The following is a 19,416-nucleotide window of genomic DNA, read 5'->3' as shown; positions in this document are numbered from 1 at the left end:
CTCGCTCCAGGCCGTCGCCTAGCGGTTAACTCAAGGGACGGGCTCGAGGAGCTGTCGGCCAGGCGGCTGAGTGCTGCCAATATGATGCTATTGGCCTGCAAAACCGAGTATCTTGGAGGGTCTGGTAGACAATGTCAAACGCGCACGATGCGACTGCACTGGCGCGCCTGTTTCGCGAGGGGCGCCGCTATTGGGCGACGGAGGATGGCTGTGCCCACTGGCGTACCGAGCGCGCTTGCCTCGGTCCGGTCTGTGAGCAGCTGCATGGTGGACACAGCCTGGAGCTTGGCATGGCGCCTACGCTGATCGACATGTGTCCGATACGCCACCGCCTGCGCTGGGCGCCGACTGCTGAGCTGGCCGAAGGCCCTGCCACTCTGGTTTGTCCCCCCGAGGCTCTGCCGCTGCCCGACGAATGCCTGCACCTGGTGGTGCTCCATCACCTGTTGGAGATCCTGCCCAATCCTCATCGCCTGCTTCATGAGGCGGCGCGTGTCACCGCCGCGGATGGCAGCCTGATAATCTTCGGTTGGGCGCCCCTGGGAACGGCTGGCCTGGCGCGCGCCCTGCCGGGGCGCCGTCGACGCCTGCCCTGGCGGGGTGAATGGCGGACGCCGGGGCGTCTGCGTGACTGGCTGGCGTTTGTCGACTTCCAGATCGAGCGGGTAGACTATTGCGGATTTCATCTGCCCGGCAGCCTGCCGCGCAATGCCGCGCTGGAGACCTTGGGGCGCCGACACAATGTCCCGCTGGGCGACAGCTATATCATCCGTGCCCGGCGCCGTTCGCGGCTGGTGCAAACACAGAAACCACGCCTGCGGCTGGGTGGCGCGCTCGGTGGCGCTGCGCTGGGCCACGCCACCCGCGTTGGACGACAAAGCGAAAGGACGACCGAGGTTGAACGAATCCCGTCAGAGTGACCCGCTGCCGCGGGTCACTGTCTATACCGATGGCGCCTGCCGCGGCAATCCAGGGCCGGGCGGCTGGGGAGCGGTGCTCAGCAGCGGTCGCCATGAGAAAACCCTGAACGGCTTCGAGCCCAACACCACCAACAATCGCATGGAGCTAATGGCGGCGATCATGGCGCTGCGTGAGTTGAAACGCGAATGCGAGGTGGAGCTGTGGACCGACTCCGAGTACCTGCGCAAGGGCATCACCGAATGGATTCACGGCTGGATCAAGCGCGGCTGGAAGACCGCGGCCCGCCAACCGGTCAAGAATGCCGAGCTGTGGCGGGAACTGCTGGCCGAAACCCAGCGCCACCGGGTTCAATGGCACTGGGTCAAGGGGCATAGCGGCCATCCGGGCAACGAGCATGCCGACGCCTTGGCCAACGAGGCCATCGATGCCCATCGTGCCACTACCCGTGCCGCCGTCGAGTAGTCGGCGCTTCCCTTTCCCGATTTTCGAGCCACCTGATTCACGAGCGAGCCAATGCGCCAGATCGTCCTGGATACGGAAACCACCGGCATCGACCCTCGAGAGGGCCATCGACTGATCGAGATCGGTGCGGTGGAGCTGGTCAACCGCCGTCTTACCGGTAACAACTACCATCAGTACATCAACCCGGAGCGAGAGATCGAGGCCGAAGCCGTCGGGGTGCACGGCATTACCAATGAACGGGTCGCCGACGAACCGCGTTTCGCTGAGATCGCCGATGCGTTCTGGGAGTACATCCGCGGTGCCGAGCTGGTCATTCACAATGCCGCCTTCGACGTCGGCTTCATCGACCATGAATTCACGCTGCTGCAGGCCAAGCGCGGGGAGCCGCGACTGGGCCCGGTGGCCGAGCACTGCCGGATTCTGGATACCCTGAAGCTGGCCCGCGACCGGCATCCGGGCCAACGCAACAATCTCGACGCCCTGTGCAAGCGCTACGAGATCGACAACGGTCGCCGGGTCCTGCACGGTGCACTGCTCGATGCCGAGATTCTCGCCGAGGTCTATCTGGCCATGACCGGCGGGCAGACCGCCCTGACGCTGGACGCAGAGCACGCGGGCGATGAGCAAGTCCAGAGCGGCGGCCTGGCCATTCGTCGGCTCTCTCTGTCTCCCGGCAGTCTGCGTATCCAGCAACCTGCCGATGATGAGTGGGCCGCCCATCGTGCGAAGCTGGAGCAGATCCGCGAGGCAGCGGGCCATTGCTGTTGGGATGATCTCGAGGCGCTATTCGCCAGCAAGGGGCATTAAGCGCCATGTTGCGTCGTGAACTGCCGCCTTCGGGGGGAATGGGTCGGGTGATTCGTATCGCCCAGGGGCGAATCGCGCCGGGGCCTGACGGTTCACCGCTTCAGCCCGAGCAGCGCTGGGGCGAAGCACTACAGCCGCTGTGCTACTGGCACGAGACGCCCGTTGCCCTGGCCCTGGAGGACGAGCCGGAGCCGAGCTGGCCGGATGGCCGTCGCTGGCTGTCGCTGCTGGCAGAGTCGTGGTTCCCGCTGCTCTCCACGGCGCTGCAGGTCGCCGCTTGGCTCAACGATCACCGCTACTGCGGCCGCTGCGGCGCTCCGGCATCCCCGCTGGATGCCGAGTTTGCCATGCACTGCCGGCGCTGTGGCCATCGCAACTACCCGCGAATATCGCCATGCATCATCACCCTGGTGACCCATGGAGACTCTCTGCTGCTGGCGAGAAGCCCGCGCTTCCCGCCGGGACGCTATTCCACGCTGGCAGGGTTCATTGAGCCGGGCGAGTCGGCCGAGGATGCCGTGCGGCGCGAGATCTTCGAGGAGGTAGGCCTGACGGTGGGACGGCTACGCTACTACCGTAGTCAGGCATGGCCCTTTCCCCATTCGCTGATGCTGGGCTATTTCGCCGAAGCCGCCACGCGCCGGATTCGCATCGATGGGGTGGAGATCGCCGATGCTGCCTGGTTCAGCCCACGGCAGCTTCCCCAGCTGCCTCCCCTCTATTCGATCTCACGCGCGCTGATCGAGACTCACCTCGCGGAGGTGAGCGGGGGCACTGAATCACCTGGGTAAGCCACGGGGCGGCCCGCAGAGCCGAGCACGCCCCTTGCCTTTGCCCTCAGCGTGCCGGGAAGAGGCTGGTGAGCTTGGTGGCCAGCATGACGTTGCCGGTGGCCTTGAGCTTGCCGGTCATGAAGGCGGTCATGCCGTTGATCTGTCCGTTCATCACGCCTTTCAGGGTGTCGGTGCTCAGGCTCAGGGTGACACTGGGGTCTTCATGCTCGCCTTCCTCGATCGCCAGGCTACCGTCCTTGACCACCAGATAGTGGCTACCGGCATCGCTGAAGTGGAATTGGAAGACGTCGTCCATGCCTTCGGCGGCCTGGGCATCGAAGCGGTCTTGCAGCTTTTCAAGGGTGGTGCTGGACATGTGCGGCTTTCCTCTATGAAAAGGGGGTAGGCGGGGCTTGGCACGTCAGGGCCCGAACCCTGCCGAGCATATTTCAAACGACTGTTTCAATCAAGGCCATTGTGCCGGCCGACAGCCGGGGGCAGGATGATGGCATCTTCAGGGAAGCGGGGGAATCAAGGTGAACGATTGGCTGATGGATATCGGAACCTTCTTGGTCCAGCTGATGCTGTTGGCGCTGGTGGCGGGGCTGGTAGTGGCGGTGATTGCTCGAGCGCGCGGCGAGGGGGGCGAGCGCATGCGGCTACGGCTGGAGGAGCTCAATCACAGCCGCGAGTATCGGCGCCGTCGCCTGGCGCTGGCGGCATCTGAGCCTGGCGCCCGCAAGCGCCTGCTCAAGGCGTTTCGCCGCAGCGACAAGTCCGACGGACGCCGTGGACGCCACCAGCAGGAGAAGACGCCCCGTCCGACGGTGTGGGTGCTGGAGTTTCGCGGCGATCTGAAGGCCAGCGGGGCAGGGCGCCTGGCCGAGGAAATTTCTGCCGTGACGGCGGCAGCCGAGGAGGGTGACGAGGTCGTGGTACGGCTGGAATCGGCAGGAGGGCTGGTCCACGCTTACGGTCTCGCCGCTGCCCAGATGGACCGCCTGCGGGAGGCCGGCCTGACGACCACGGTGTGCGTCGACAAGGTGGCCGCCAGCGGCGGTTACATGATGGCCTGTGCCGCCGATCACCTGAGGGCGGCACCCTTCGCCGTACTGGGCTCGATCGGGGTGGTGGCTCAGCTGCCCAATGTGCACCGCCTGCTGAAACGTCATGACATCGACGTGGAGCTGCTCACCGCCGGCGAGTACAAGCGCACCCTGACGATCTTCGGCGAAAATACCGAGGAGGGGCGCGAAAAGTTCATGGCGGACCTGGAAAACACCCATGAACTGTTCAAGGCGCATGTCGCAGAGCGCCGCCCCAACCTGGATATCGAGGCGATTGCCACAGGCGAGATATGGTACGGCCGCGATGCCCTCGGCAAGGGGTTGATCGACGCCCTGGGCACCTGCGAGGCCTATTTGGTCTCGCGCATGGAAGAGGCGAGAGTGGTGAGTGTCACGCTCGAGTCTCGCCGGCCGATGGGGGAGCGGCTGGGCCTCTCGCTCTCCACCGCCGTCGAGCGGGGCATCGAGCGCCTGCTGGAGCGCCTGGATGCCGGACGCTGGGAGCGACGCTGACCGCTACAGTTGCTGCAGGTGGGTCAGCGCCTCCACCATCTGGCCGGCCTGCTCGCCCTGCAGAGAGTAGTAGATGGTCTGGGAGGCGCGCCGCGTGGTGACGAGCCCTTCACGACGCAGAATCGCCAGGTGTTGCGACAGCGCCGACTGACTCAACGACAACCGCCGGTTGAGTTCGGTGACCGACAGCTCCCTGCCGTCCAGCAGGCAGAGAATGCGCAGCCGGTTTTCGTTGGCCAGTGCCTTGAGCAGGGCGGTGGCCTGGTCGATGGCGCCATCGCCAGCCTCCAGGAGTCGGGCGGCGGCGCTCGCTGAGGTGCTCATGATGGTTTCCCCGTATTGGTTGCCCGGATGCTTATGGCGAAAGCGGGGCGGGCGACGGCGGGCAGTTCCCCTGAGCCCGTGACACGCCTCGTCGGTACGCCATCTCCGGGAGGCAACGCTCATGGCTTACTCATTTAGTCATCATTGATAGTGGAGCGGCGGCTGTCAAACGTCGAATCAACGCATTCTCACCCGGGATCGGCCGCTAATGGCTTGAGTGTTGTCAACAATGTGCGCAGGCTCTGCTATTTTGACCCCCAAATTAGCCGATGGTATGAGGGAAAATCCCGGAAAAATCTCTAGAGTGTCAACAATCACCGCAGCAACTTGACGCCGGACAGGACACTCATGACCAATTACTCATCAGAATTTCAGCACTCTATCACTCAGCCCGAGTCATTCTGGGAAGAGCAGGCAAGCCGGATTCCCTGGTTCACGCCGCCCAAGACCATCCTTGACTATGATGAACAGCAGCATGCCCGCTGGTTCGTCGACGGCGAGCTCAATATCTGTCACGCCGCTCTCGACCACCACGTGGAGCAGGGTCGCGGCGACCAGCCCGCCATTTTCTGGGACTCCCCGGTGACGAACAGCAAGCGCACCGTCAGCTACCGCGAGATGCGCGACCAGGTCGCGCGCTTTGCCGGAGCGCTGAAGGGGCTGGGCGTCGAGAAGGGGGACCGCGTGGTCATCTACATGCCGATGGTCCCGGAAGCGCTGATGGCCATGTACGCCTGTGCCCGCCTGGGGGCCGTCCATTCCGTGGTATTCGGTGGCTTCGCGCCCCATGAGCTGGCGGTGCGCATCGACGATGCGCAGCCCAAGGCCGTCGTGGCTGCCTCCTGCGGGATCGAGATCGACAGGGTCATTCCCTATAAGCCGATCATCGATGCCGCCATCGAGCAGAGCGAGCACAAGCCCGAGGCCTGTGTGATCCTGCAGCGAGAGCAGCTGACCGCCGAGCTCGGCTCACGCGATCATGACTGGGCGACGCTGATGGAGACCGCCGAGCCGGCCGACTGCGTGCCGGTCAAGGGCAGCGATCCGCTCTACGTGCTCTACACCTCGGGGACCACCGGCAAGCCCAAAGGCGTGGTGCGCGACACCGGGGGCTATGCGGTGGCGCTGCACTATTCGATGGAGGCGATCTACGATGTCGCGCCTGGTGAGGTGTTCTTCTCCGCCTCAGACGTGGGCTGGGTCGTGGGCCACTCCTATATCGTTTATGCGCCGCTGCTGCGCGGCTGTACCACCGTGGTCTATGAGGGCAAGCCGGTGAAGACGCCGGATGCCGGCGCCTTCTGGCGACTGATCAACGAGTACCAGGTCAAGAGCTTCTTCACCGCGCCGACCGCCTTTCGCGCCATCAAGAAGGAGGATCCGGACGGCAAGCTGCTGCAGCAGTATGATATCTCCTGCCTCAAGGCGCTGTTCCTGGCCGGCGAGCGCCTCGACCCGCCAACCTTCCACTGGCTAGACGATCTGCTGGACGTGCCGGTGATCGATCACTGGTGGCAGACCGAGACCGGCTGGCCGATTGCTGCCAACTTGCAGGGCCTAGAGCCCATGCCGACCAAGGCCGGCTCAGCGACGGTGCCGGTCCCCGGCTTTAACGTTCAGATCCTCAATCGCGACGGCGAGCCGGCTAAGCCGATGGAGCAAGGCAGCGTGGTGATCCAGCAGCCGATGCCTCCCGGCTGCCTGGTGGGTGTCTGGGGGGACCCCCAGCGCTTCCACAGTGCCTACATGGCGGCGTTTCCGGGCTATTATCTGACCGGCGACGGCGGCTACTTCGACGAAGACGGCTATCTCTTCATCATGGGGCGCACCGACGATGTCATTAACATCGCCGGTCATCGACTCTCCACCGGTGAAATGGAAGAGGTGGTCGGTGCCCACCCGGCGGTCGCCGAATGTGCGGTGATCGGTATCCATGACGCCCTCAAGGGGCAGCTGCCGGTGGGTCTGGTAATCCCCAAAGACGGCTTCGACGGTGACGAGGTGGCGTTGGAAGAGGCGCTGATCGCCCTGGTGCGCGACAAGATCGGCCCCATCGCCTGTTTCAAGCAGGTGCTGGTGGTCAACCGGCTTCCCAAGACCCGCTCGGGCAAGATCCTACGCAAACTGCTGCGCACCATCGCCGACGGCAAGGAGTACGGCGTACCGTCCACCATCGACGATCCGGCCAGCTTGCAGGACGTGCATGACGCCATGAAGGAGCGCTCCGTGGGGGCTGCCCACGAGGCCCGCCAGGTATGATCCGACGAGCCAACGACGCGCGATAATGCCAGGACGCCGCCCCGTGGGCGGCGTCCTGGCGTTTGTGAGCCACCTCGGCTGGCCTTCCACGCATGGGCCGGTGGGCATTGGTCAGCGCGCAGGGCCACGGCGTATAATTCACGCCTCTTTCCGGGCAAGCGCCAGACGCTGCTCGCCTGACCGACCAACGCTATGATGGGAGTCTCGATGACCGTCGATCTCAATTATCTTGATACCGGGGGGAGCGGCACGCCACTGGTGGTGGTGCATGGCCTGCTGGGCAGCGCCGACAACTGGCGCTCTCATGTCAAGCAGTGGCAGGCGGATCGGCGCGTTGTGGCAGTGGACCTTCGCAATCACGGCCGCTCCCCCCACGTCGCTGGCATGCGCTACGAGGAGATGGCAGACGATCTACTAGGCCTGATGGATCGGCTAGGGATCGAGCGCGCCCACCTGCTGGGTCACTCGATGGGTGGCAAGGTAGCGATCAGCCTGGCGCAGCAGGCGCCCGAGCGGCTCGCCTCGCTGATCGTCGCCGATATTGCCCCCGTGGCCTATGGTCACGGCCACGATGCGGTGTTCGCCGGCCTGCGGCGCGTGGAGAGCGGGCGTCCCGCCAACCGGCGCGAAGCCGATGCGCTGTTGGCCGAGCATGTCGAGGACCGGGCAACTCGGCTGTTTCTGGCTACCAACCTGGAGCGAGACGAGGCGGGTAGGTTGACGCCGCGCCTGGGGCTGGACCAGATCGAGGCGGGCTATCCGGATATCATGCAGGCACCGCCGGGCGAAGGGAGCTTCGAGGGACCCACGCTGGTCCTGCGGGGCGGCCGATCCGCCTATGTGACCGAGGAGATGCTGCCGGCTCTCTACGCGCGGCTGCCCCAGGCCCAGGTGGTCACCCTCGAAACGGCGGGGCACTGGCTGCACGCCGAGCAGCCCGACGCCTTCCAGGCGGCAGTAAACGATTTTCTTGCCAGCCTGTCGGCATAGGGTCGAATGACTATGGGCCTGGGCTCCCCAGGTCCACGGCCAGTCGCTCGACGGTGGAGCCTTCCTCGAGAATACCGGCATCCAGCAGGAACCTCTCGAAGCGGTGATAGCGCCCCTGATCCACGGCAGCAGGGCGTCGTGTCAGGCGTGGCAGGATATCGTCCCAGGCCTCGCGCATGTTGGGGTCGTCCAGGGCCGGCTCGGCCGAGATCAGCAGTTCCCAGGCCTCCTCTCGGTGATCGAGAATCCACAGGCTGGCCTCCTCCAAGGCGGCGAGCAGATGCCGAAACGCCTCACGCTGGCCATTGAGCCGATCTCGGTTGGCCATCAGGATCAGGCCATCGTGGACCGGCACGCCATGCTCTTCGATGCGCAGGGTGCGGGTGGCGATACCCTCATCGGCCAGCTGACGGGGCAGCAGGTAGCGCTGGTTGACGACCACCCCGTCGAGTGATTCGGCCCGCATGGCGTCCAGTGCCGAGAAATTCACATCGGTGAGGGTGGTGAGGCGGTCCAGGCCTCCCTCCTTCGCCAGCAGGCCGGTGAGGACCACCTCGCGACTGTCCTGATCGGTATAGCCAAGCCGCAGGCTAGCCAATTCGGGCTCGCCTGGGGCCTCGTCCACCGACTGCTTCAGGACCACCCCTCCCAGCGGAGTGTCGATCAGGGTGGCAACTCTGATCAGCGGCAGCCCACTCCCAGCCTTCAGGTGCAGCAGCGCTTGGCGGCCGAGCGCCAGGTCGGTGCGTCCGGCCGCCAGGAGCTTGGCAGGCACATTGGGATCCGCCGGGCTCGTCAGGGTGACCTCCAGGCCCCGGCGCTGAAACATGCCCTTTTCACGCGCGACCAGCAGGGCAGCATGCTGGGGGTTGAGATACCAGTCCAGAGTGATCTCCAGCGCCGTCATCGGCGGGGGCGCGATGGGCTCGGCGGGCTCGATGGCCACCGAGGGCACCGGTTCATCCGCCGTTACCGCCTCGTCCTCGACGGGTGAAGGGGCGAGCAGCGGCGCCAGGTCGATGCTCCCCGGGCCTTCGACCACCGGCGGTACTGCCACCCGAGCCGGTGCATCGCCGGGTGCATCGAGCAAGGGAGGCACCGAGAAAGACGCCGATGGGGTCTCGGTAGGCGCAACGTCATGGAGTGGGATGGGCACCATCACGTCGGAATCAAGGTGCAGGGGAGACGCGTCCTCGGGGAGGGCTTCTGGCGTCTCAGCGATGGCCGGGCCTGGGGCCAGGACAGCAGCGGCCAGCGTCAGGGCCAGCGCGCGGGTTGTAAACCATCGAAGTGTCGAGGTGGCCATGGGGGTGGGAAATCTCCAGCGGCGGCGGGGCCATCGGCGAGCGGCCAGTGTAGCTTCGCCGATGGCCCGGTGACCAGCCGCCGGCCACTGCTCTGTCATGATGGCCGTGTCATAATGCCCGTGATTGTGTTTCGAGGAATGGCATGGATACCATCAACACCCTCTTTCTGCTCAGCGGATTTCTCATCGCCCTGAGCGTGCTGGGCAGTCGCCTCTCCACCCTGGTGGGGTTGCCGCTGCTGTTGATCTTCCTGGGGCTGGGCATGCTGGCAGGCGAGGACGGCCTGCTCGGCATCGAGTTCGACGACCATTCTCTGGCCTTCGTGATCGGCCATCTGGCGCTGGCCATGATTCTGCTCGACGGCGGCCTGCGCACCCGTCTCAAGACCTTCCGTGTGGGGTTCAAGCCGGCGCTGACGCTGGCCACCCTGGGGGTCTTCCTGACCAGCGCCCTGGTCGGCCTGATCGCCATGTGGGTCTTTGAGCTGTCGCTGGTGCAGGGGCTGCTGGTGGGGGCCATCGTCGGCTCCACCGACGCGGCGGCGGTATTTTCCATGCTCAGCGGGCGTGGTGTGCACCTTAACGAGCGAGTCAGCGCCACCCTGGAGATCGAGTCGGGGACCAACGACCCCATGGCGATCTTTCTCACCATCATGCTGGTCGAGCTGCTGGTGGGCGAGATCGGCGGGGTGGCCGATACCCTGCTGTTTCTGGTCACCCAGTTCGGCCTCGGGCTGGTGATCGGCCTCGGGGCCGGCTGGCTGATCGCCCGCCTTCTGCGCTGGGTCGATCTGGCCCCGGGGCTCTACTCGCTGCTGGCCCTGGCCCTCGGGTTCACGGTCTTCGGCCTTACCGGTTTTCTCGGCGGCAGCGGTTTTCTCGCTATCTACCTGACCGGCCTGATGATCGGCAACCAGCCTGGCCGTCATCTCAATTTCATCTTGCCGGTACACGACGGGCTTGCCTGGCTGAGTCAGATCGGCCTCTTCCTGATTCTTGGGCTGCTGGTCAGCCCCATGGAGCTGCTCGAGGTGGCGCTGCCGGCATCGCTGGTCGCCCTGGCGCTGATCTTCGTGGCCCGCCCCCTGGCCGTACTGGTCAGCATCAAGCCGTTCTTCAAGTTTCGCTGGCGAGAGCTCGGCTTCATTGCCTGGGTGGGGCTGCGCGGGGCGGTGCCGATCGTGCTGGCGATCTTCCCGGTGATCGGCGGCGTCGAGAATGCCTCGCTCTACTTCAATGTGGCCTTCGCCGTGGTGCTGATGTCGCTGCTGATCCAGGGCGGCAGCCTGCCGCTGATGGCGCGCTGGATGCGCGTCGAGGTCCCTATGGGGGTGACGCCCAACCATCGCGGCCCGTTGGGCATTCTGCCGGAGAATGACTATGAGATGTTCGTCTATCAGGTCGAGAATCAAGACCTGGATGACGTGCCCATTCGCCTGCTGCGCTTTCCCTCCGGCGCCGTGATCTCGGCGCTGTTTCGTGAGCACGCCATGCTGCATCCGAAGGGCAGCACGCGGCTCAGGATCGGTGACGTGATCTGCGTGATCGGCCGTGCCGATGACCTGCCCGCGCTGAATCGCCTGTTCAGCGGCGATGCCAAACTCAAACGAGAGCGCGCCTTCTTTGGCACCTTCACTTTCGATGGCGACGCCCTGATGCGCGACATCGCCGGCGTCTATGGCTTGACACTCAGCCCCGGCGAGCAGGAGATGACCCTGGCCGAGTTCGTCTCGCTGCGCGTCGGCGGACACCCCGTGGTGGGCGACGATGTGGACTGGCACGGCATTCACTGGGTGGTCAGCGAGATGGAGGGGAATAAAGTGACGCGAGTGGGCCTGAGGCTCTATTGACCGCCGGATGTGGTCGTGGATGCCCTGGTGGCATCCGCCGCCTGCTCGGGGCGGGCAAGGCAATCAGCTTGCGTGCTTGCGCCAGGTCAAGGCGACTTCCACCGACTCATCCGGGGTGTTCAGCCACGTCATACCGTCCTGCAGCGTGCAGTGCAGGTTCATGCTTCTGCCGACCAGGCTCGCTAGCGCCTGTACCGAGGCTGGATCGACATCGATGACGCTCAGGTTACCGAACATGGCGAGCCGGTGGCCGTGCTGTTCCCACCAGAGCTGGGCGCCATGCCCGCTGTAGGTGTAGAGGGTTACCTGCCTGGCGCGGGCGCAGGCCCGGCGAACACTCTTCTCATCGGGCTGCCCGAGCTGAATCCAGTGTTCGATGGCCCCGGTAAGGTCCTTCTGCCAGAGATCGGGCTCGTCCTCGGTGCTCACGCCGCGCCCAAACGCCAGCGCCTCATCGGCGTGCCGGGCGAAGGCCAGCAGCCGCAGCATCATCCGCTCATCGGTTTCCGATGGATGCTGGGCCACGGTCAATGCATGGTCGGCGTAGTAGTGGCGCTCCATATCGGCGACCTGGAGCTGAACCCGGTGAATGCGTGCCTTTAATGCCATGAAACGAAGCTACCTAGGCGGGAGGAGGGCGCCATCATGCCATACGCTACGCCAACGGGGTATCGTCGCACTGTGGGGATGGCGGCCAAGGCGGAATGTCTGCCATGGTAAGAGCAGGCAGAGCCGTTTCGGCATCGCGGGCGACTGACAGGGCAAGCAGGCGCTGCTTGCGAAGGAGGCCGCATCAAGTTGATCAGGCACCAAGCCAACACGCGCGGTCGCGATTTTTTCATTGGCGATCTCCACGGCCAGTATCCGCTGCTGGAACGGGCGCTGCAAAATGTCGACTTCAAGCGCGACAGGGATCGCCTGTTCGCGGTGGGGGATCTGATCGACCGCGGTGCGGCCTCCCATAGATGCCTGGCCCTCGTCAATGAGCCCTGGTTCTTCAGTGTGATGGGCAATCACGAGCAGCTGGCCAAGGCGGCGCTCTGTGACGGCAGCGCCGGGGCCTGGGGGCTTTGGCTACTCAATGGCGGTTGCTGGGTGCTGCGGCATGGGCGCGGGGACGCACGTCGCCGCCTCGAGGCGGCGCTCCCGCACCTGCCCTATGCGCGCGAAATCGAGGTGGAGGGACGGCGGGTTGGCCTGGTCCACGCCGAGCCCCCGGCCGACTGGGCGCAGATCGAGCAGGCCGATACCGAACGACTGCTCTGGGGGCGTGATCGCATCGCCCGGTGTGACACAACACCAGTGACTGGCATCGACATGGTGGTCGTGGGTCACACTATCGTTGAGGCGCCTCTGACCCTGGGCAACGTTCACTATATCGATACTGGCGCCTTCCACTCCGGGCAGCTGACGCTGGTGGAGGCCGGCGAGCTGGTGGCTCGCGGCTGTCCTTAGCGATAGCGACCCGTTGCAACATTCGACTTCAAGGCGCGTTATCGCCCAGGCGAACAGAAAAAGGGGAATCGGCCTGACGGCGGATTCCCCTTTGAAACGGTGGCGGAGGGACAGGGATTCGAACCCTGGGTAGGCTCTCACCTACGCCGGTTTTCAAGACCGGTGCATTCAACCGCTCTGCCATCCCTCCGGCTTACGGCGGAGAATACTACCAGTATTCCTCGCTAGGTCAAGGGGTTCCGACAGGATTCGAAGGAGAGATGCCATGTCAGCCACAGCGCCAGCCGCCCGCAGCCTGCCTTGCCCTGCCGTATCCGCGGCGCTGGTGGAGGCAGGGCGCGTGCTAATGGTGCGACGGGGCAAGGCACCCAACCTGGGAAAATTGGCGCTACCCGGCGGGCGGATCGAAGCGGGCGAGGCACTGCTGGCGGCCGCCGTTCGCGAGCTGCGCGAGGAGAGCGGCATCGAAGCCGCGCCGGTACGCGTGCTCACCGCCATCGACCAGCTACACTATGATCATGAGGGTCAGCTTGCCTACCACTACGTGGTCGTCGTGGTGCTGTGTCGGCGGCTGCGTGGCTGGGGGGAGGCCGGCGACGATGCCAGCGAGGTCGTCTGGCTGGATATCCCGGCGCTGCGCAGCGAGCCGTCGCTCTGCGATAGCGCACGCGACATCGCGCTTCAGTTGCTGGGTGCTGACCCACTGCGCTGAGCTTTCGTTGACCCTTGTGAGGTCGAGGGCTTGCGTCGGGAACCAAGCGACGGCATCCTTTGTCCACTGCCGTGATCAACCAAGATCAACCACAGGGAGCTCTGGATCGATGGCCTATAACGAAACGCATGTGACACAGACCCAGCAGCAGTCGGCGCTGACGACTAACAAGGTGCTGCGTAACACCTATGGCCTGCTGGCCATGACGCTGCTGTTCTCTGCTGTGACCGCCGGCGCCGCCATGGCCATGGGCATCGAGCGCATGAACATCCTGGTCTTTTTCATCGGCGCCTATGGCCTGATGTTCCTGGTGCACAAGACTGCCAACTCGGCGGCCGGCCTGCTGGCTACCTTCGCCTTCACCGGCTTCATGGGCTTCACGCTCGGCCCCATCCTCAGTGCCTACCTGGCACTGCCCAACGGTGCCGCGCTGATCATGAACGCCTTGGCGATGACCGGCCTGACCTTCATCGGTCTGTCGGCCGTGGCCCTGGTGTCCAAGAAGGACTTCAGCTTTCTCGCCAACTTCCTGATGGCCGGTGCCATCGTGCTGATCCTGGCCATGGTGGCGGGCCTGATCTTCCAGATCCCCACCCTGATGCTGATGGTTTCGGCGGGCTTTGTGCTCTTCGCCTCCGCCGCCATCCTCTACCAGACCAGCGAGATCGTGCACCGTGCCGGAGAGACCAACTACATTCTGGCCACCATCACGCTCTACGTGTCGATCTACAATCTCTTCGTCAGCCTGTTGGCCCTGCTGGGGATCATGAGCAACGACTGACGGCGACACGCCACGCGAACCGGCAGGCCCCGCTCCGGCGGGGCCTGTGCGTTTGAGATAGCGGGACACCAGCCAAGATGCGCTACGCACTGCTTGTACAGGGGCCGCCCTACAGCCGACAGGCTGCCCATTCCGCCCTGCGCTTCGCCAGGGCGCTGCTCGCCAGAGGCCATACCCTGGAGAGCGTTTTCTTCTACCACGATGGCGTCTACAATGCCGCCCGGCTGGCGGCACCGCCCCAGGACGAGCCCAACCTGCTGGATGCCTGGCGAGCCCTTCACGACGAGCACGGCACCCGCCTGCAGGTCTGCATCGCTGCGGCGCTGCGGCGGGGGCTGCTCGACGAGCGCGAAGCCAGCCGCCACGGCAAGGCGGGGCACAGCGTCGAGCCGCCCTTCGAGCTGACCGGCCTCGGCCAGCTGATCGACCTGGGACTGAGCAGCGATCGCCTGGTGACCTTTTCTCCCTGAGGAGACGCGATGTACGAGCGAGACAATCCACTCGGCGGCGATGTGCTGGTCATCTTGCGCCATCCTCCCCAGGGGAGCAGCTGGCTTCGCGAGGGGCTCGATGCGGCTCTCGTGGCCGCCGCCTTCGGCCAGGCGGTTAGCTTGCTGTTCCAAGCGGATGGTGTCATGGCGCTAACCCCCGGCCAGGGCCCCGGCCCTCTGGGGCAGAAGGGGACCGCGCCCACCCTGGACATGCTGGCCATGTACGATATCGAGGCGCTCTACCTGGACCGCGCCGCCCTGGTGGAGCGCGACCTCGATGGCGAGATGCTGCTGCTCCCCGCGCGACCGCTAGGGCCCGTCGATATCGCCACCTTGATTGCCACTCATCGGCTGGTGCTAACCTTTTGAATAGCGTCCGGGACACTGTAACGTCGAGGCCTCCATGATCCTGCATATTCTCAATCGCCCCCCCAGCAGCAGCCTGACCTATCGTGATGCCCTGGCCGGTATGGGTCCGGAGGATCGCCTGCTACTGATTGAAGATGGCGTGCTAGGCGCGCTGCCGTCGCAGATTCGCCATTTCGAGGGAGTCGAGGGTCGACTGTTTGCCCTGCGCGAAGACCTGGCGGCCCGCGGGCTCGATGGCCGCTGCGATGCCGTCGTGCAGGTGGTGGATGTCGACGGCTTCGTGCTGTTGACCGAAGAGGCCGACAAGACGGTGAGCTGGTCCTGATGGCATCCACGGCAATAGCACGTTACCTGAAGGCGGGCGAACACTGCGTTCCCCTGGACCCCGAAGGCTATCTGGTCAATCTTGATGACTGGAGCCCCGCGGTGGCGAAGGCCCTCGCAGAGGAGGAGGGGCGCACGCTAACGGATGAACACTGGGAGGTGATTGAGGTGTTACGAGCCTTCTATGCGCGCTTCGAGTCCTCACCCGCCATGCGCCCCCTGGTCAAGGCGGTGGGTCAGTCCCTGGGGCCGGAGAAGGGCCGCTCGCTGCATCTGATGAAGCTCTTCCCCGACAGTCCGGCCCGCGTGGCAGCTCGCCTGGCGGGCCTCCCCAAGCCAGCCAACTGTCTGTGACGTCCGCTCCGTCATGAACTTCCTGGCCCATGCCTGGCTGGCCCGCGGCGGCAGCGACGACTTTCTTTACGGCAACCTGATTGCCGACGGCGTGAAGGGCAGCGACTTGTCGGCCTGGCCGGTTGCGGTGGCACGAGGCATTCGCCACCATCGTCGCGTCGATGCCTTCGTCGATGCCCATCCGGTGGTACGCCAGGCGCGCCGCCGGTCACCGACGCCGCTGCGGCGCTTTTCCGGGATTGCGCTGGATCTGGTGTGGGATCATTTCGTGGCCAAGCGGCTATGCCTGCGGGGAGATGCGCCACAGCTCATCCCACGCTGCTATCGTCTGCTGACCAGCCAGCCAGCGCCGGCGCGCCTGGCGCCCATGATGCCGCTGCTGGTCGAACAGGACTGGCTGCGCCGCTATGCTGATTTCGCGTTCACCTGCCAAGCGGTGCAGGGAATCGGTCGCCGCCTCTCTGGCCCCAATCGCCTGGCCGAGCTGGTGCCCTGGATCGAAGCCGACTATGCACGGCTTGCCGACGACTTTCGACGGCTCTGGCCCGAGCTGGAGGCCGCTCTGGGCGACGAATCCTGAGCGTGCCCCGAAGCGCGCAGCCTCTCCCTCAGGGCACCTGCAGCCAGAGGCACCTCACCGAGTCCCCCGGCTGAATGCGGCTGTGTTCCGGAATGACCGCCAGGGCGTCGGCCTCCACGCAGGAAGAGAGCACCGCCGAGTTTTGATCACGGAAGGCCTGGGCCTGAATCCCGCTTTCATCGAAGGCGAGCCGCACGCGCATGTAATGGCGGCGAGGGCCGGTCTCGGTGGTAAAATCGGCCTGGGCCGTCAGCATCGGCAGGCTCGCAAGCCTAGGGCAACCAAGCAGGGCACCCATCAGCGGGCGGAGGAACAGCCAGGACCCGACAAAGGACGACACCGGGTTGCCGGGCAGCCCGACGAAGCGCGCCTCGCCGCCCGTCCTCCGGGGCAGCCGCCCCAGCGCTAGCGGCTTGCCAGGGCGCACGGCGAGGCGCCACAGATCGAGCCGGCCCAGTTCGGCGACCATCTGCTTGACGTGATCCGCTTCCCCCACGCTGACCCCGCCGGTAGAGACCACCACGTCGGCCCGCTGGGCCGCCTCGTCCAGCAGTCGGCGCGTCTCGTCCGCCCTGTCAGGCACATCGGCATGCCATACCACCTCGGCGCCGAAACGCGCCAGCAGACGCGACAGCATCGGGCGATTGGTGTTGTAGATCTGGCCGGGGCCTAAGGGTTGGCCCGGGGCGACGATCTCATCGCCGGTGGACAGCAGGGCGACCCGCGGTCGCCGGCGCACCGCCACCTCGGTAATGCCTTGCCCTGCCAGATGCCCCAGCGCGGCGGCTTCCAGTCGCTGGCCGGCGCCGAGCAGGGGACTGCCAGCCGACACGTCACGTCCGCGTCGGCGCAGGTTATCACCCGCCGGGATATCCGGCGGCATTACCGCCTCGCCGTCAGTGACCTCGACCCGCTCCTGCATCACCACGCAATCGGCGCCCGGCGGTAATTCTCCGCCGGTGAAGATACGCGCACAGTTGCCGCGGGCCAGCGGTGCTGCGGGCTGGCCCGCCATGACCCGCTGGGAAATCGGCAGCGGGCGTCCGGCATCCTCATGGTGAAGGGCGTACCCGTCCATGGCGCTGTTGTCGAAAGCGGGAACGTCGAGCCTGGCGGTCACCGACTCGGCGAGGACGCGACCGGCGGCTCGTTCGCAGCTGAGCCTCTCTGTCGATAGCACGGTGACGCCTTCCAGCAGGGCCGCCAGAGCGGTCTCCACAGACTGCAGCTCAGCCATGCTGACCTCGTTCGGGGATGACCAGGTTGGCGAAGTTGCACGGCCGATGCCGGCTATCCAGCTGTTCCGCCAGGATGCCATCCCAGGCGGTACGACAGGCGCCGGTGGAGCCGGGCAGGCAGAAGATCACGGTGGCATTGGCCAGTCCCCCCAGGCAACGGCTCTGCACGGTAGAGCTGCCGATCTCCTGCCAGGAGAGCTGGCGAAACAGCTCGCCGAACCCCTCGATACGCTTGTCGAGCAGCACCGAAACCGCCTCCGGCGTGGAGTCGCGGCCGGTGAAGCCGGTGCCGCCGGTGGTGAGGATCACCTGAACCTCGGGATCGGCGATCCAGGCGGCAACCGCCGCGCGAATGCGGTAGACATCGTCGATGACGATCTGGCGGTCGGCGAGGCGATGTCCGGCCGTCACAAGCCGCTCTTTCAGTAGGGCGCCACTGCGATCGGTGCTCATATCCCGGGTATCGGAAATGGTCAGTACGGCCACGTTCAGCGGAATCATCGGTTCGCTCATTAACCTTGTGACTCCTGCTTGGCAGCCTGGCGTGCCTCGAAGGCCGCCTGCTGCTCCGCCGTGGCCGGCTGCTGGTGTTTCTGCTTCCATTCGCTGTAGGGCATGCCGTAGACGTACTCGCGAGCCGTCTCGTAGTCGAGCTCGGCGCCGCGCTCTTCGGCCGCGGTCACGAGCCACTTGGAGAGGCAGTTGCGGCAGAAGTCGGCCAGGATCATCAGATCGATGTTCTGGACGTCCTTGTGTTCGTCCAAATGGTTGAGCAGACGGCGAAACGCTGCCGCCTCGAGTTCGGTTCGAGTGGTGTCATCCAGGTGCTGCATGGGGGCTCTCCCGACAAGCTTGGGTGTTGCTGCGATCCTCCAGCATAACAAAATCGGCAGTGATAGGGCCTGCCCGCATCGCCGACGCCGTGGGCGACTTCACGACAGCCGAGACCACCCATGCCATCATGGCAGGAACGGACAGCGACAGGAGTCGGCCATGCCAGCCCTCACTCGCAGCCATGCCCGGTTGCCCACCACGCTGGAGATCCCGGTATCCGACGAATATGGCGAGTCTCGCTCCCAGGCCATCGCCGCCGAGCGCGCCCTGACGCTCTATCTCAACCGACGGGAGATCGTCACCTTGATGACCCTGGGGGCCGATCCCGAGGCCCTGGTGGTGGGTTATCTGCGCAATCAGGGGCTGATCGACAGCCTCGAAGACCTGGTGGCGGTATACGTGGACTGGGAGGTGGAGGCAGCGGCCGTGGTCACGCGTCGCCAGCCCGAGGACCTGGAGACACGGCTGGGGCAGCGCACCGTGACCACCGGCTGCGGCCAGGGCACGGTGTTCGGGCGCCTGCTGGAGGCGACCTCGCTGCAGGCGCTGCCACCGACCGAACTGTCGCAGTCGGTGCTCTACTCGCTGCTCACGCGACTGGGTGACTTTAACGAGACCTACCGCAGTGCCGGCGCGGTTCATGGCTGCGCCCTGTGCCGGCAGGCCGAGGTGTTGGATTTTGTGGAAGACGTGGGGCGCCACAACGCCGTGGACACCCTAGCCGGGCGTCAGTGGCTGGCCGAGGCAGACAGCGCCAATGCGGATATCTTCTATACGACAGGCCGCCTGACCTCGGAAATGGTGCTCAAGGTAGCCCAGATGGGCATCAGCGTGCTGGTGTCCCGTTCCGGGGTGACACAAAAGGGCGTCGAGCTTGCGGAGCGATTTGGGGTCCTGCTGATCGCCCGCGCCAAGGGACGTCACTTCCAGGCCATCCATACCGGCGGACGGCTGCGGCTCGATGCCATCCCCGCGCGGCGCCCCGGCGATCGTCGGCGCGGCTAGC

General features: G+C 65.4%; 24 protein-coding genes and 1 tRNA gene. 17 read left to right on the top strand and 8 right to left on the bottom strand.

Features of this window, described 5'->3' with window-relative positions; all coding sequences use genetic code 11:
* The first annotated feature begins 131 nt into the window (after window positions 1-131).
* From ACZIYR_RS09545 to nudC, 4 genes are read left to right on the top strand one after another with little or no spacing between them, the layout of a single operon-like run.
* Complete coding sequence (locus ACZIYR_RS09545; protein ID WP_483529020.1) at window positions 132-920, top strand: methyltransferase domain-containing protein; 789 nt, start codon at window positions 132-134, stop codon at window positions 918-920.
* Window positions 898-1,383 carry a ribonuclease HI gene (gene rnhA, locus ACZIYR_RS09540; RefSeq protein ID WP_483529019.1) on the top strand — a complete coding sequence of 162 codons (486 nt, stop codon included), beginning with the start codon at window positions 898-900 and terminating at the stop codon, window positions 1,381-1,383. Before ACZIYR_RS09545 ends, rnhA begins: the two co-directional genes overlap by 23 nt.
* A gap of 51 nt (window positions 1,384-1,434) precedes the next feature.
* Complete coding sequence (dnaQ, locus tag ACZIYR_RS09535) at window positions 1,435-2,190, top strand: DNA polymerase III subunit epsilon (RefSeq protein WP_473033533.1); 756 nt, start codon at window positions 1,435-1,437, stop codon at window positions 2,188-2,190.
* Window positions 2,191-2,195: 5 nt separating this feature from the next.
* A complete protein-coding gene (nudC, locus tag ACZIYR_RS09530; protein ID WP_473033531.1) occupies window positions 2,196-2,981 on the top strand; it encodes an NAD(+) diphosphatase in 786 nt (261 codons plus the stop codon).
* Window positions 2,982-3,027: 46 nt separating this feature from the next.
* Here nudC and ACZIYR_RS09525 read toward each other — a convergent pair whose 3' ends face one another.
* On the bottom strand, window positions 3,028-3,339 hold the full coding sequence (locus ACZIYR_RS09525; RefSeq protein ID WP_473033529.1) for an SCP2 sterol-binding domain-containing protein: 312 nt from the start codon (window positions 3,337-3,339) through the stop codon (window positions 3,028-3,030).
* 160 nt (window positions 3,340-3,499) lie between these two features.
* Here ACZIYR_RS09525 and sohB point away from each other — a divergent pair, with 160 nt between their 5' ends.
* Entirely contained in the window at window positions 3,500-4,543 is a 1,044-nt protein-coding gene (gene sohB, locus ACZIYR_RS09520; RefSeq protein ID WP_483529018.1) for a protease SohB, read from the top strand.
* A 3-nt stretch (window positions 4,544-4,546) separates the two neighbouring features.
* Here sohB and ACZIYR_RS09515 read toward each other — a convergent pair whose 3' ends face one another.
* Complete coding sequence (locus tag ACZIYR_RS09515; RefSeq protein ID WP_473033526.1) at window positions 4,547-4,867, bottom strand: ArsR/SmtB family transcription factor; 321 nt, start codon at window positions 4,865-4,867, stop codon at window positions 4,547-4,549.
* A gap of 348 nt (window positions 4,868-5,215) precedes the next feature.
* Between ACZIYR_RS09515 and ACZIYR_RS09510 the strand changes: the two genes are divergently transcribed.
* On the top strand, window positions 5,216-7,126 hold the full coding sequence (locus ACZIYR_RS09510) for a propionyl-CoA synthetase (RefSeq protein ID WP_473033524.1): 1,911 nt from the start codon (window positions 5,216-5,218) through the stop codon (window positions 7,124-7,126).
* A 207-nt stretch (window positions 7,127-7,333) separates the two neighbouring features.
* Entirely contained in the window at window positions 7,334-8,116 is a 783-nt protein-coding gene (locus tag ACZIYR_RS09505) for an alpha/beta fold hydrolase (RefSeq protein ID WP_483529017.1), read from the top strand.
* A 10-nt stretch (window positions 8,117-8,126) separates the two neighbouring features.
* Here the strand turns inward: ACZIYR_RS09505 and ACZIYR_RS09500 are convergent, their stop codons facing one another.
* Window positions 8,127-9,206 carry an ABC transporter substrate-binding protein gene (locus ACZIYR_RS09500; RefSeq protein WP_483529016.1) on the bottom strand — a complete coding sequence of 360 codons (1,080 nt, stop codon included), beginning with the start codon at window positions 9,204-9,206 and terminating at the stop codon, window positions 8,127-8,129.
* Window positions 9,207-9,565: 359 nt separating this feature from the next.
* On the opposite strand from ACZIYR_RS09500, the gene ACZIYR_RS09495 reads away from it, so the two are divergent.
* A complete protein-coding gene (locus ACZIYR_RS09495; RefSeq protein WP_483529015.1) occupies window positions 9,566-11,272 on the top strand; it encodes a potassium/proton antiporter in 1,707 nt (568 codons plus the stop codon).
* Window positions 11,273-11,335: 63 nt separating this feature from the next.
* Here ACZIYR_RS09495 and ACZIYR_RS09490 read toward each other — a convergent pair whose 3' ends face one another.
* Window positions 11,336-11,881, bottom strand: coding sequence for a YaeQ family protein (locus ACZIYR_RS09490; RefSeq protein WP_473033521.1), 546 nt, complete (start codon window positions 11,879-11,881; stop codon window positions 11,336-11,338).
* A gap of 189 nt (window positions 11,882-12,070) precedes the next feature.
* Here ACZIYR_RS09490 and ACZIYR_RS09485 point away from each other — a divergent pair, with 189 nt between their 5' ends.
* Window positions 12,071-12,727, top strand: coding sequence for a metallophosphoesterase (locus ACZIYR_RS09485; protein WP_483529014.1), 657 nt, complete (start codon window positions 12,071-12,073; stop codon window positions 12,725-12,727).
* Between the two features lie 100 nt (window positions 12,728-12,827).
* On the opposite strand, the gene ACZIYR_RS09480 is transcribed toward ACZIYR_RS09485, so the two are convergent.
* A tRNA-Ser gene (locus ACZIYR_RS09480) sits at window positions 12,828-12,917 on the bottom strand.
* 75 nt (window positions 12,918-12,992) lie between these two features.
* On the opposite strand from ACZIYR_RS09480, the gene ACZIYR_RS09475 reads away from it, so the two are divergent.
* The 7 genes from ACZIYR_RS09475 (at window position 12,993) to ACZIYR_RS09445 (ending at window position 16,338) form a co-directional block, all read left to right on the top strand.
* Entirely contained in the window at window positions 12,993-13,439 is a 447-nt protein-coding gene (locus ACZIYR_RS09475) for an NUDIX hydrolase (protein WP_483529013.1), read from the top strand.
* Window positions 13,440-13,548: 109 nt separating this feature from the next.
* Window positions 13,549-14,220, top strand: a complete 672-nt coding sequence (locus ACZIYR_RS09470; protein WP_238976213.1) for a Bax inhibitor-1/YccA family protein — start codon at window positions 13,549-13,551, stop codon at window positions 14,218-14,220.
* 77 nt (window positions 14,221-14,297) lie between these two features.
* Window positions 14,298-14,690: a sulfurtransferase complex subunit TusD gene (gene tusD, locus ACZIYR_RS09465; RefSeq protein WP_483529012.1), complete on the top strand. Its 393-nt coding sequence runs from the start codon at window positions 14,298-14,300 to the stop codon at window positions 14,688-14,690.
* A gap of 9 nt (window positions 14,691-14,699) precedes the next feature.
* Window positions 14,700-15,080, top strand: coding sequence for a sulfurtransferase complex subunit TusC (gene tusC / locus ACZIYR_RS09460; RefSeq protein ID WP_483529011.1), 381 nt, complete (start codon window positions 14,700-14,702; stop codon window positions 15,078-15,080).
* A 34-nt stretch (window positions 15,081-15,114) separates the two neighbouring features.
* Window positions 15,115-15,405, top strand: coding sequence for a sulfurtransferase complex subunit TusB (tusB, locus tag ACZIYR_RS09455; RefSeq protein ID WP_483529010.1), 291 nt, complete (start codon window positions 15,115-15,117; stop codon window positions 15,403-15,405).
* The gene (locus ACZIYR_RS09450) at window positions 15,405-15,758 is read left to right on the top strand and encodes a TusE/DsrC/DsvC family sulfur relay protein (protein WP_473033516.1); all 354 of its coding nucleotides are present in this window, start codon (window positions 15,405-15,407) and stop codon (window positions 15,756-15,758) included. The genes tusB and ACZIYR_RS09450 overlap by 1 nt, the downstream gene beginning before the upstream one ends.
* A gap of 13 nt (window positions 15,759-15,771) precedes the next feature.
* A complete protein-coding gene (locus ACZIYR_RS09445; RefSeq protein WP_483529009.1) occupies window positions 15,772-16,338 on the top strand; it encodes an acyl carrier protein phosphodiesterase in 567 nt (188 codons plus the stop codon).
* A gap of 28 nt (window positions 16,339-16,366) precedes the next feature.
* Here the strand turns inward: ACZIYR_RS09445 and ACZIYR_RS09440 are convergent, their stop codons facing one another.
* The 3 genes from ACZIYR_RS09440 to ACZIYR_RS09430 are packed head-to-tail and all read right to left on the bottom strand — an operon-like array spanning window position 16,367 to window position 18,409.
* The gene (locus ACZIYR_RS09440; protein WP_483529008.1) at window positions 16,367-17,575 is read right to left on the bottom strand and encodes a molybdopterin molybdotransferase MoeA; all 1,209 of its coding nucleotides are present in this window, start codon (window positions 17,573-17,575) and stop codon (window positions 16,367-16,369) included.
* On the bottom strand, window positions 17,568-18,089 hold the full coding sequence (moaB, locus tag ACZIYR_RS09435; protein WP_483529007.1) for a molybdenum cofactor biosynthesis protein B: 522 nt from the start codon (window positions 18,087-18,089) through the stop codon (window positions 17,568-17,570). Before moaB ends, ACZIYR_RS09440 begins: the two co-directional genes overlap by 8 nt.
* The gene (locus ACZIYR_RS09430; RefSeq protein WP_473033514.1) at window positions 18,089-18,409 is read right to left on the bottom strand and encodes a DUF1244 domain-containing protein; all 321 of its coding nucleotides are present in this window, start codon (window positions 18,407-18,409) and stop codon (window positions 18,089-18,091) included. Before ACZIYR_RS09430 ends, moaB begins: the two co-directional genes overlap by 1 nt.
* 160 nt (window positions 18,410-18,569) lie before the next feature.
* Here ACZIYR_RS09430 and ACZIYR_RS09425 point away from each other — a divergent pair, with 160 nt between their 5' ends.
* The gene (locus ACZIYR_RS09425; RefSeq protein WP_473033512.1) at window positions 18,570-19,415 is read left to right on the top strand and encodes a formate dehydrogenase accessory sulfurtransferase FdhD; all 846 of its coding nucleotides are present in this window, start codon (window positions 18,570-18,572) and stop codon (window positions 19,413-19,415) included.
* The last annotated feature ends 1 nt before the right edge of the window (window position 19,416 follow it).

The organism is Billgrantia sp. NRB1, from assembly GCF_056921725.1.
The sequence above is the reverse complement of the archived record's forward strand: the minus strand, read 5'-3'. Positions and strand labels throughout refer to the sequence as shown.

What these genes read in the sequence shown, in the direction of transcription:
- ACZIYR_RS09545 (WP_483529020.1), top strand. Translation starts at nt 132, where the DNA reads ATGTCAAACGCGCACGATGCGACTGCACTGGCGCGCCTGTTTCGCGAG.
- dnaQ (WP_473033533.1), top strand. Translation starts at nt 1,435, where the DNA reads ATGCGCCAGATCGTCCTGGATACGGAAACCACCGGCATCGACCCTCGA.
- nudC (WP_473033531.1), top strand. Translation starts at nt 2,196, where the DNA reads ATGTTGCGTCGTGAACTGCCGCCTTCGGGGGGAATGGGTCGGGTGATT.
- ACZIYR_RS09525 (WP_473033529.1), bottom strand. Translation starts at nt 3,339, where the DNA reads ATGTCCAGCACCACCCTTGAAAAGCTGCAAGACCGCTTCGATGCCCAG.
- ACZIYR_RS09515 (WP_473033526.1), bottom strand. Translation starts at nt 4,867, where the DNA reads ATGAGCACCTCAGCGAGCGCCGCCGCCCGACTCCTGGAGGCTGGCGAT.
- ACZIYR_RS09510 (WP_473033524.1), top strand. Translation starts at nt 5,216, where the DNA reads ATGACCAATTACTCATCAGAATTTCAGCACTCTATCACTCAGCCCGAG.
- ACZIYR_RS09505 (WP_483529017.1), top strand. Translation starts at nt 7,334, where the DNA reads ATGACCGTCGATCTCAATTATCTTGATACCGGGGGGAGCGGCACGCCA.
- ACZIYR_RS09495 (WP_483529015.1), top strand. Translation starts at nt 9,566, where the DNA reads ATGGATACCATCAACACCCTCTTTCTGCTCAGCGGATTTCTCATCGCC.
- ACZIYR_RS09490 (WP_473033521.1), bottom strand. Translation starts at nt 11,881, where the DNA reads ATGGCATTAAAGGCACGCATTCACCGGGTTCAGCTCCAGGTCGCCGAT.
- ACZIYR_RS09475 (WP_483529013.1), top strand. Translation starts at nt 12,993, where the DNA reads ATGTCAGCCACAGCGCCAGCCGCCCGCAGCCTGCCTTGCCCTGCCGTA.
- ACZIYR_RS09470 (WP_238976213.1), top strand. Translation starts at nt 13,549, where the DNA reads ATGGCCTATAACGAAACGCATGTGACACAGACCCAGCAGCAGTCGGCG.
- tusD (WP_483529012.1), top strand. Translation starts at nt 14,298, where the DNA reads ATGCGCTACGCACTGCTTGTACAGGGGCCGCCCTACAGCCGACAGGCT.
- tusC (WP_483529011.1), top strand. Translation starts at nt 14,700, where the DNA reads ATGTACGAGCGAGACAATCCACTCGGCGGCGATGTGCTGGTCATCTTG.
- tusB (WP_483529010.1), top strand. Translation starts at nt 15,115, where the DNA reads ATGATCCTGCATATTCTCAATCGCCCCCCCAGCAGCAGCCTGACCTAT.
- ACZIYR_RS09450 (WP_473033516.1), top strand. Translation starts at nt 15,405, where the DNA reads ATGGCATCCACGGCAATAGCACGTTACCTGAAGGCGGGCGAACACTGC.
- ACZIYR_RS09445 (WP_483529009.1), top strand. Translation starts at nt 15,772, where the DNA reads ATGAACTTCCTGGCCCATGCCTGGCTGGCCCGCGGCGGCAGCGACGAC.
- ACZIYR_RS09440 (WP_483529008.1), bottom strand. Translation starts at nt 17,575, where the DNA reads ATGGCTGAGCTGCAGTCTGTGGAGACCGCTCTGGCGGCCCTGCTGGAA.
- moaB (WP_483529007.1), bottom strand. Translation starts at nt 18,089, where the DNA reads ATGAGCGAACCGATGATTCCGCTGAACGTGGCCGTACTGACCATTTCC.
- ACZIYR_RS09430 (WP_473033514.1), bottom strand. Translation starts at nt 18,409, where the DNA reads ATGCAGCACCTGGATGACACCACTCGAACCGAACTCGAGGCGGCAGCG.
- ACZIYR_RS09425 (WP_473033512.1), top strand. Translation starts at nt 18,570, where the DNA reads ATGCCAGCCCTCACTCGCAGCCATGCCCGGTTGCCCACCACGCTGGAG.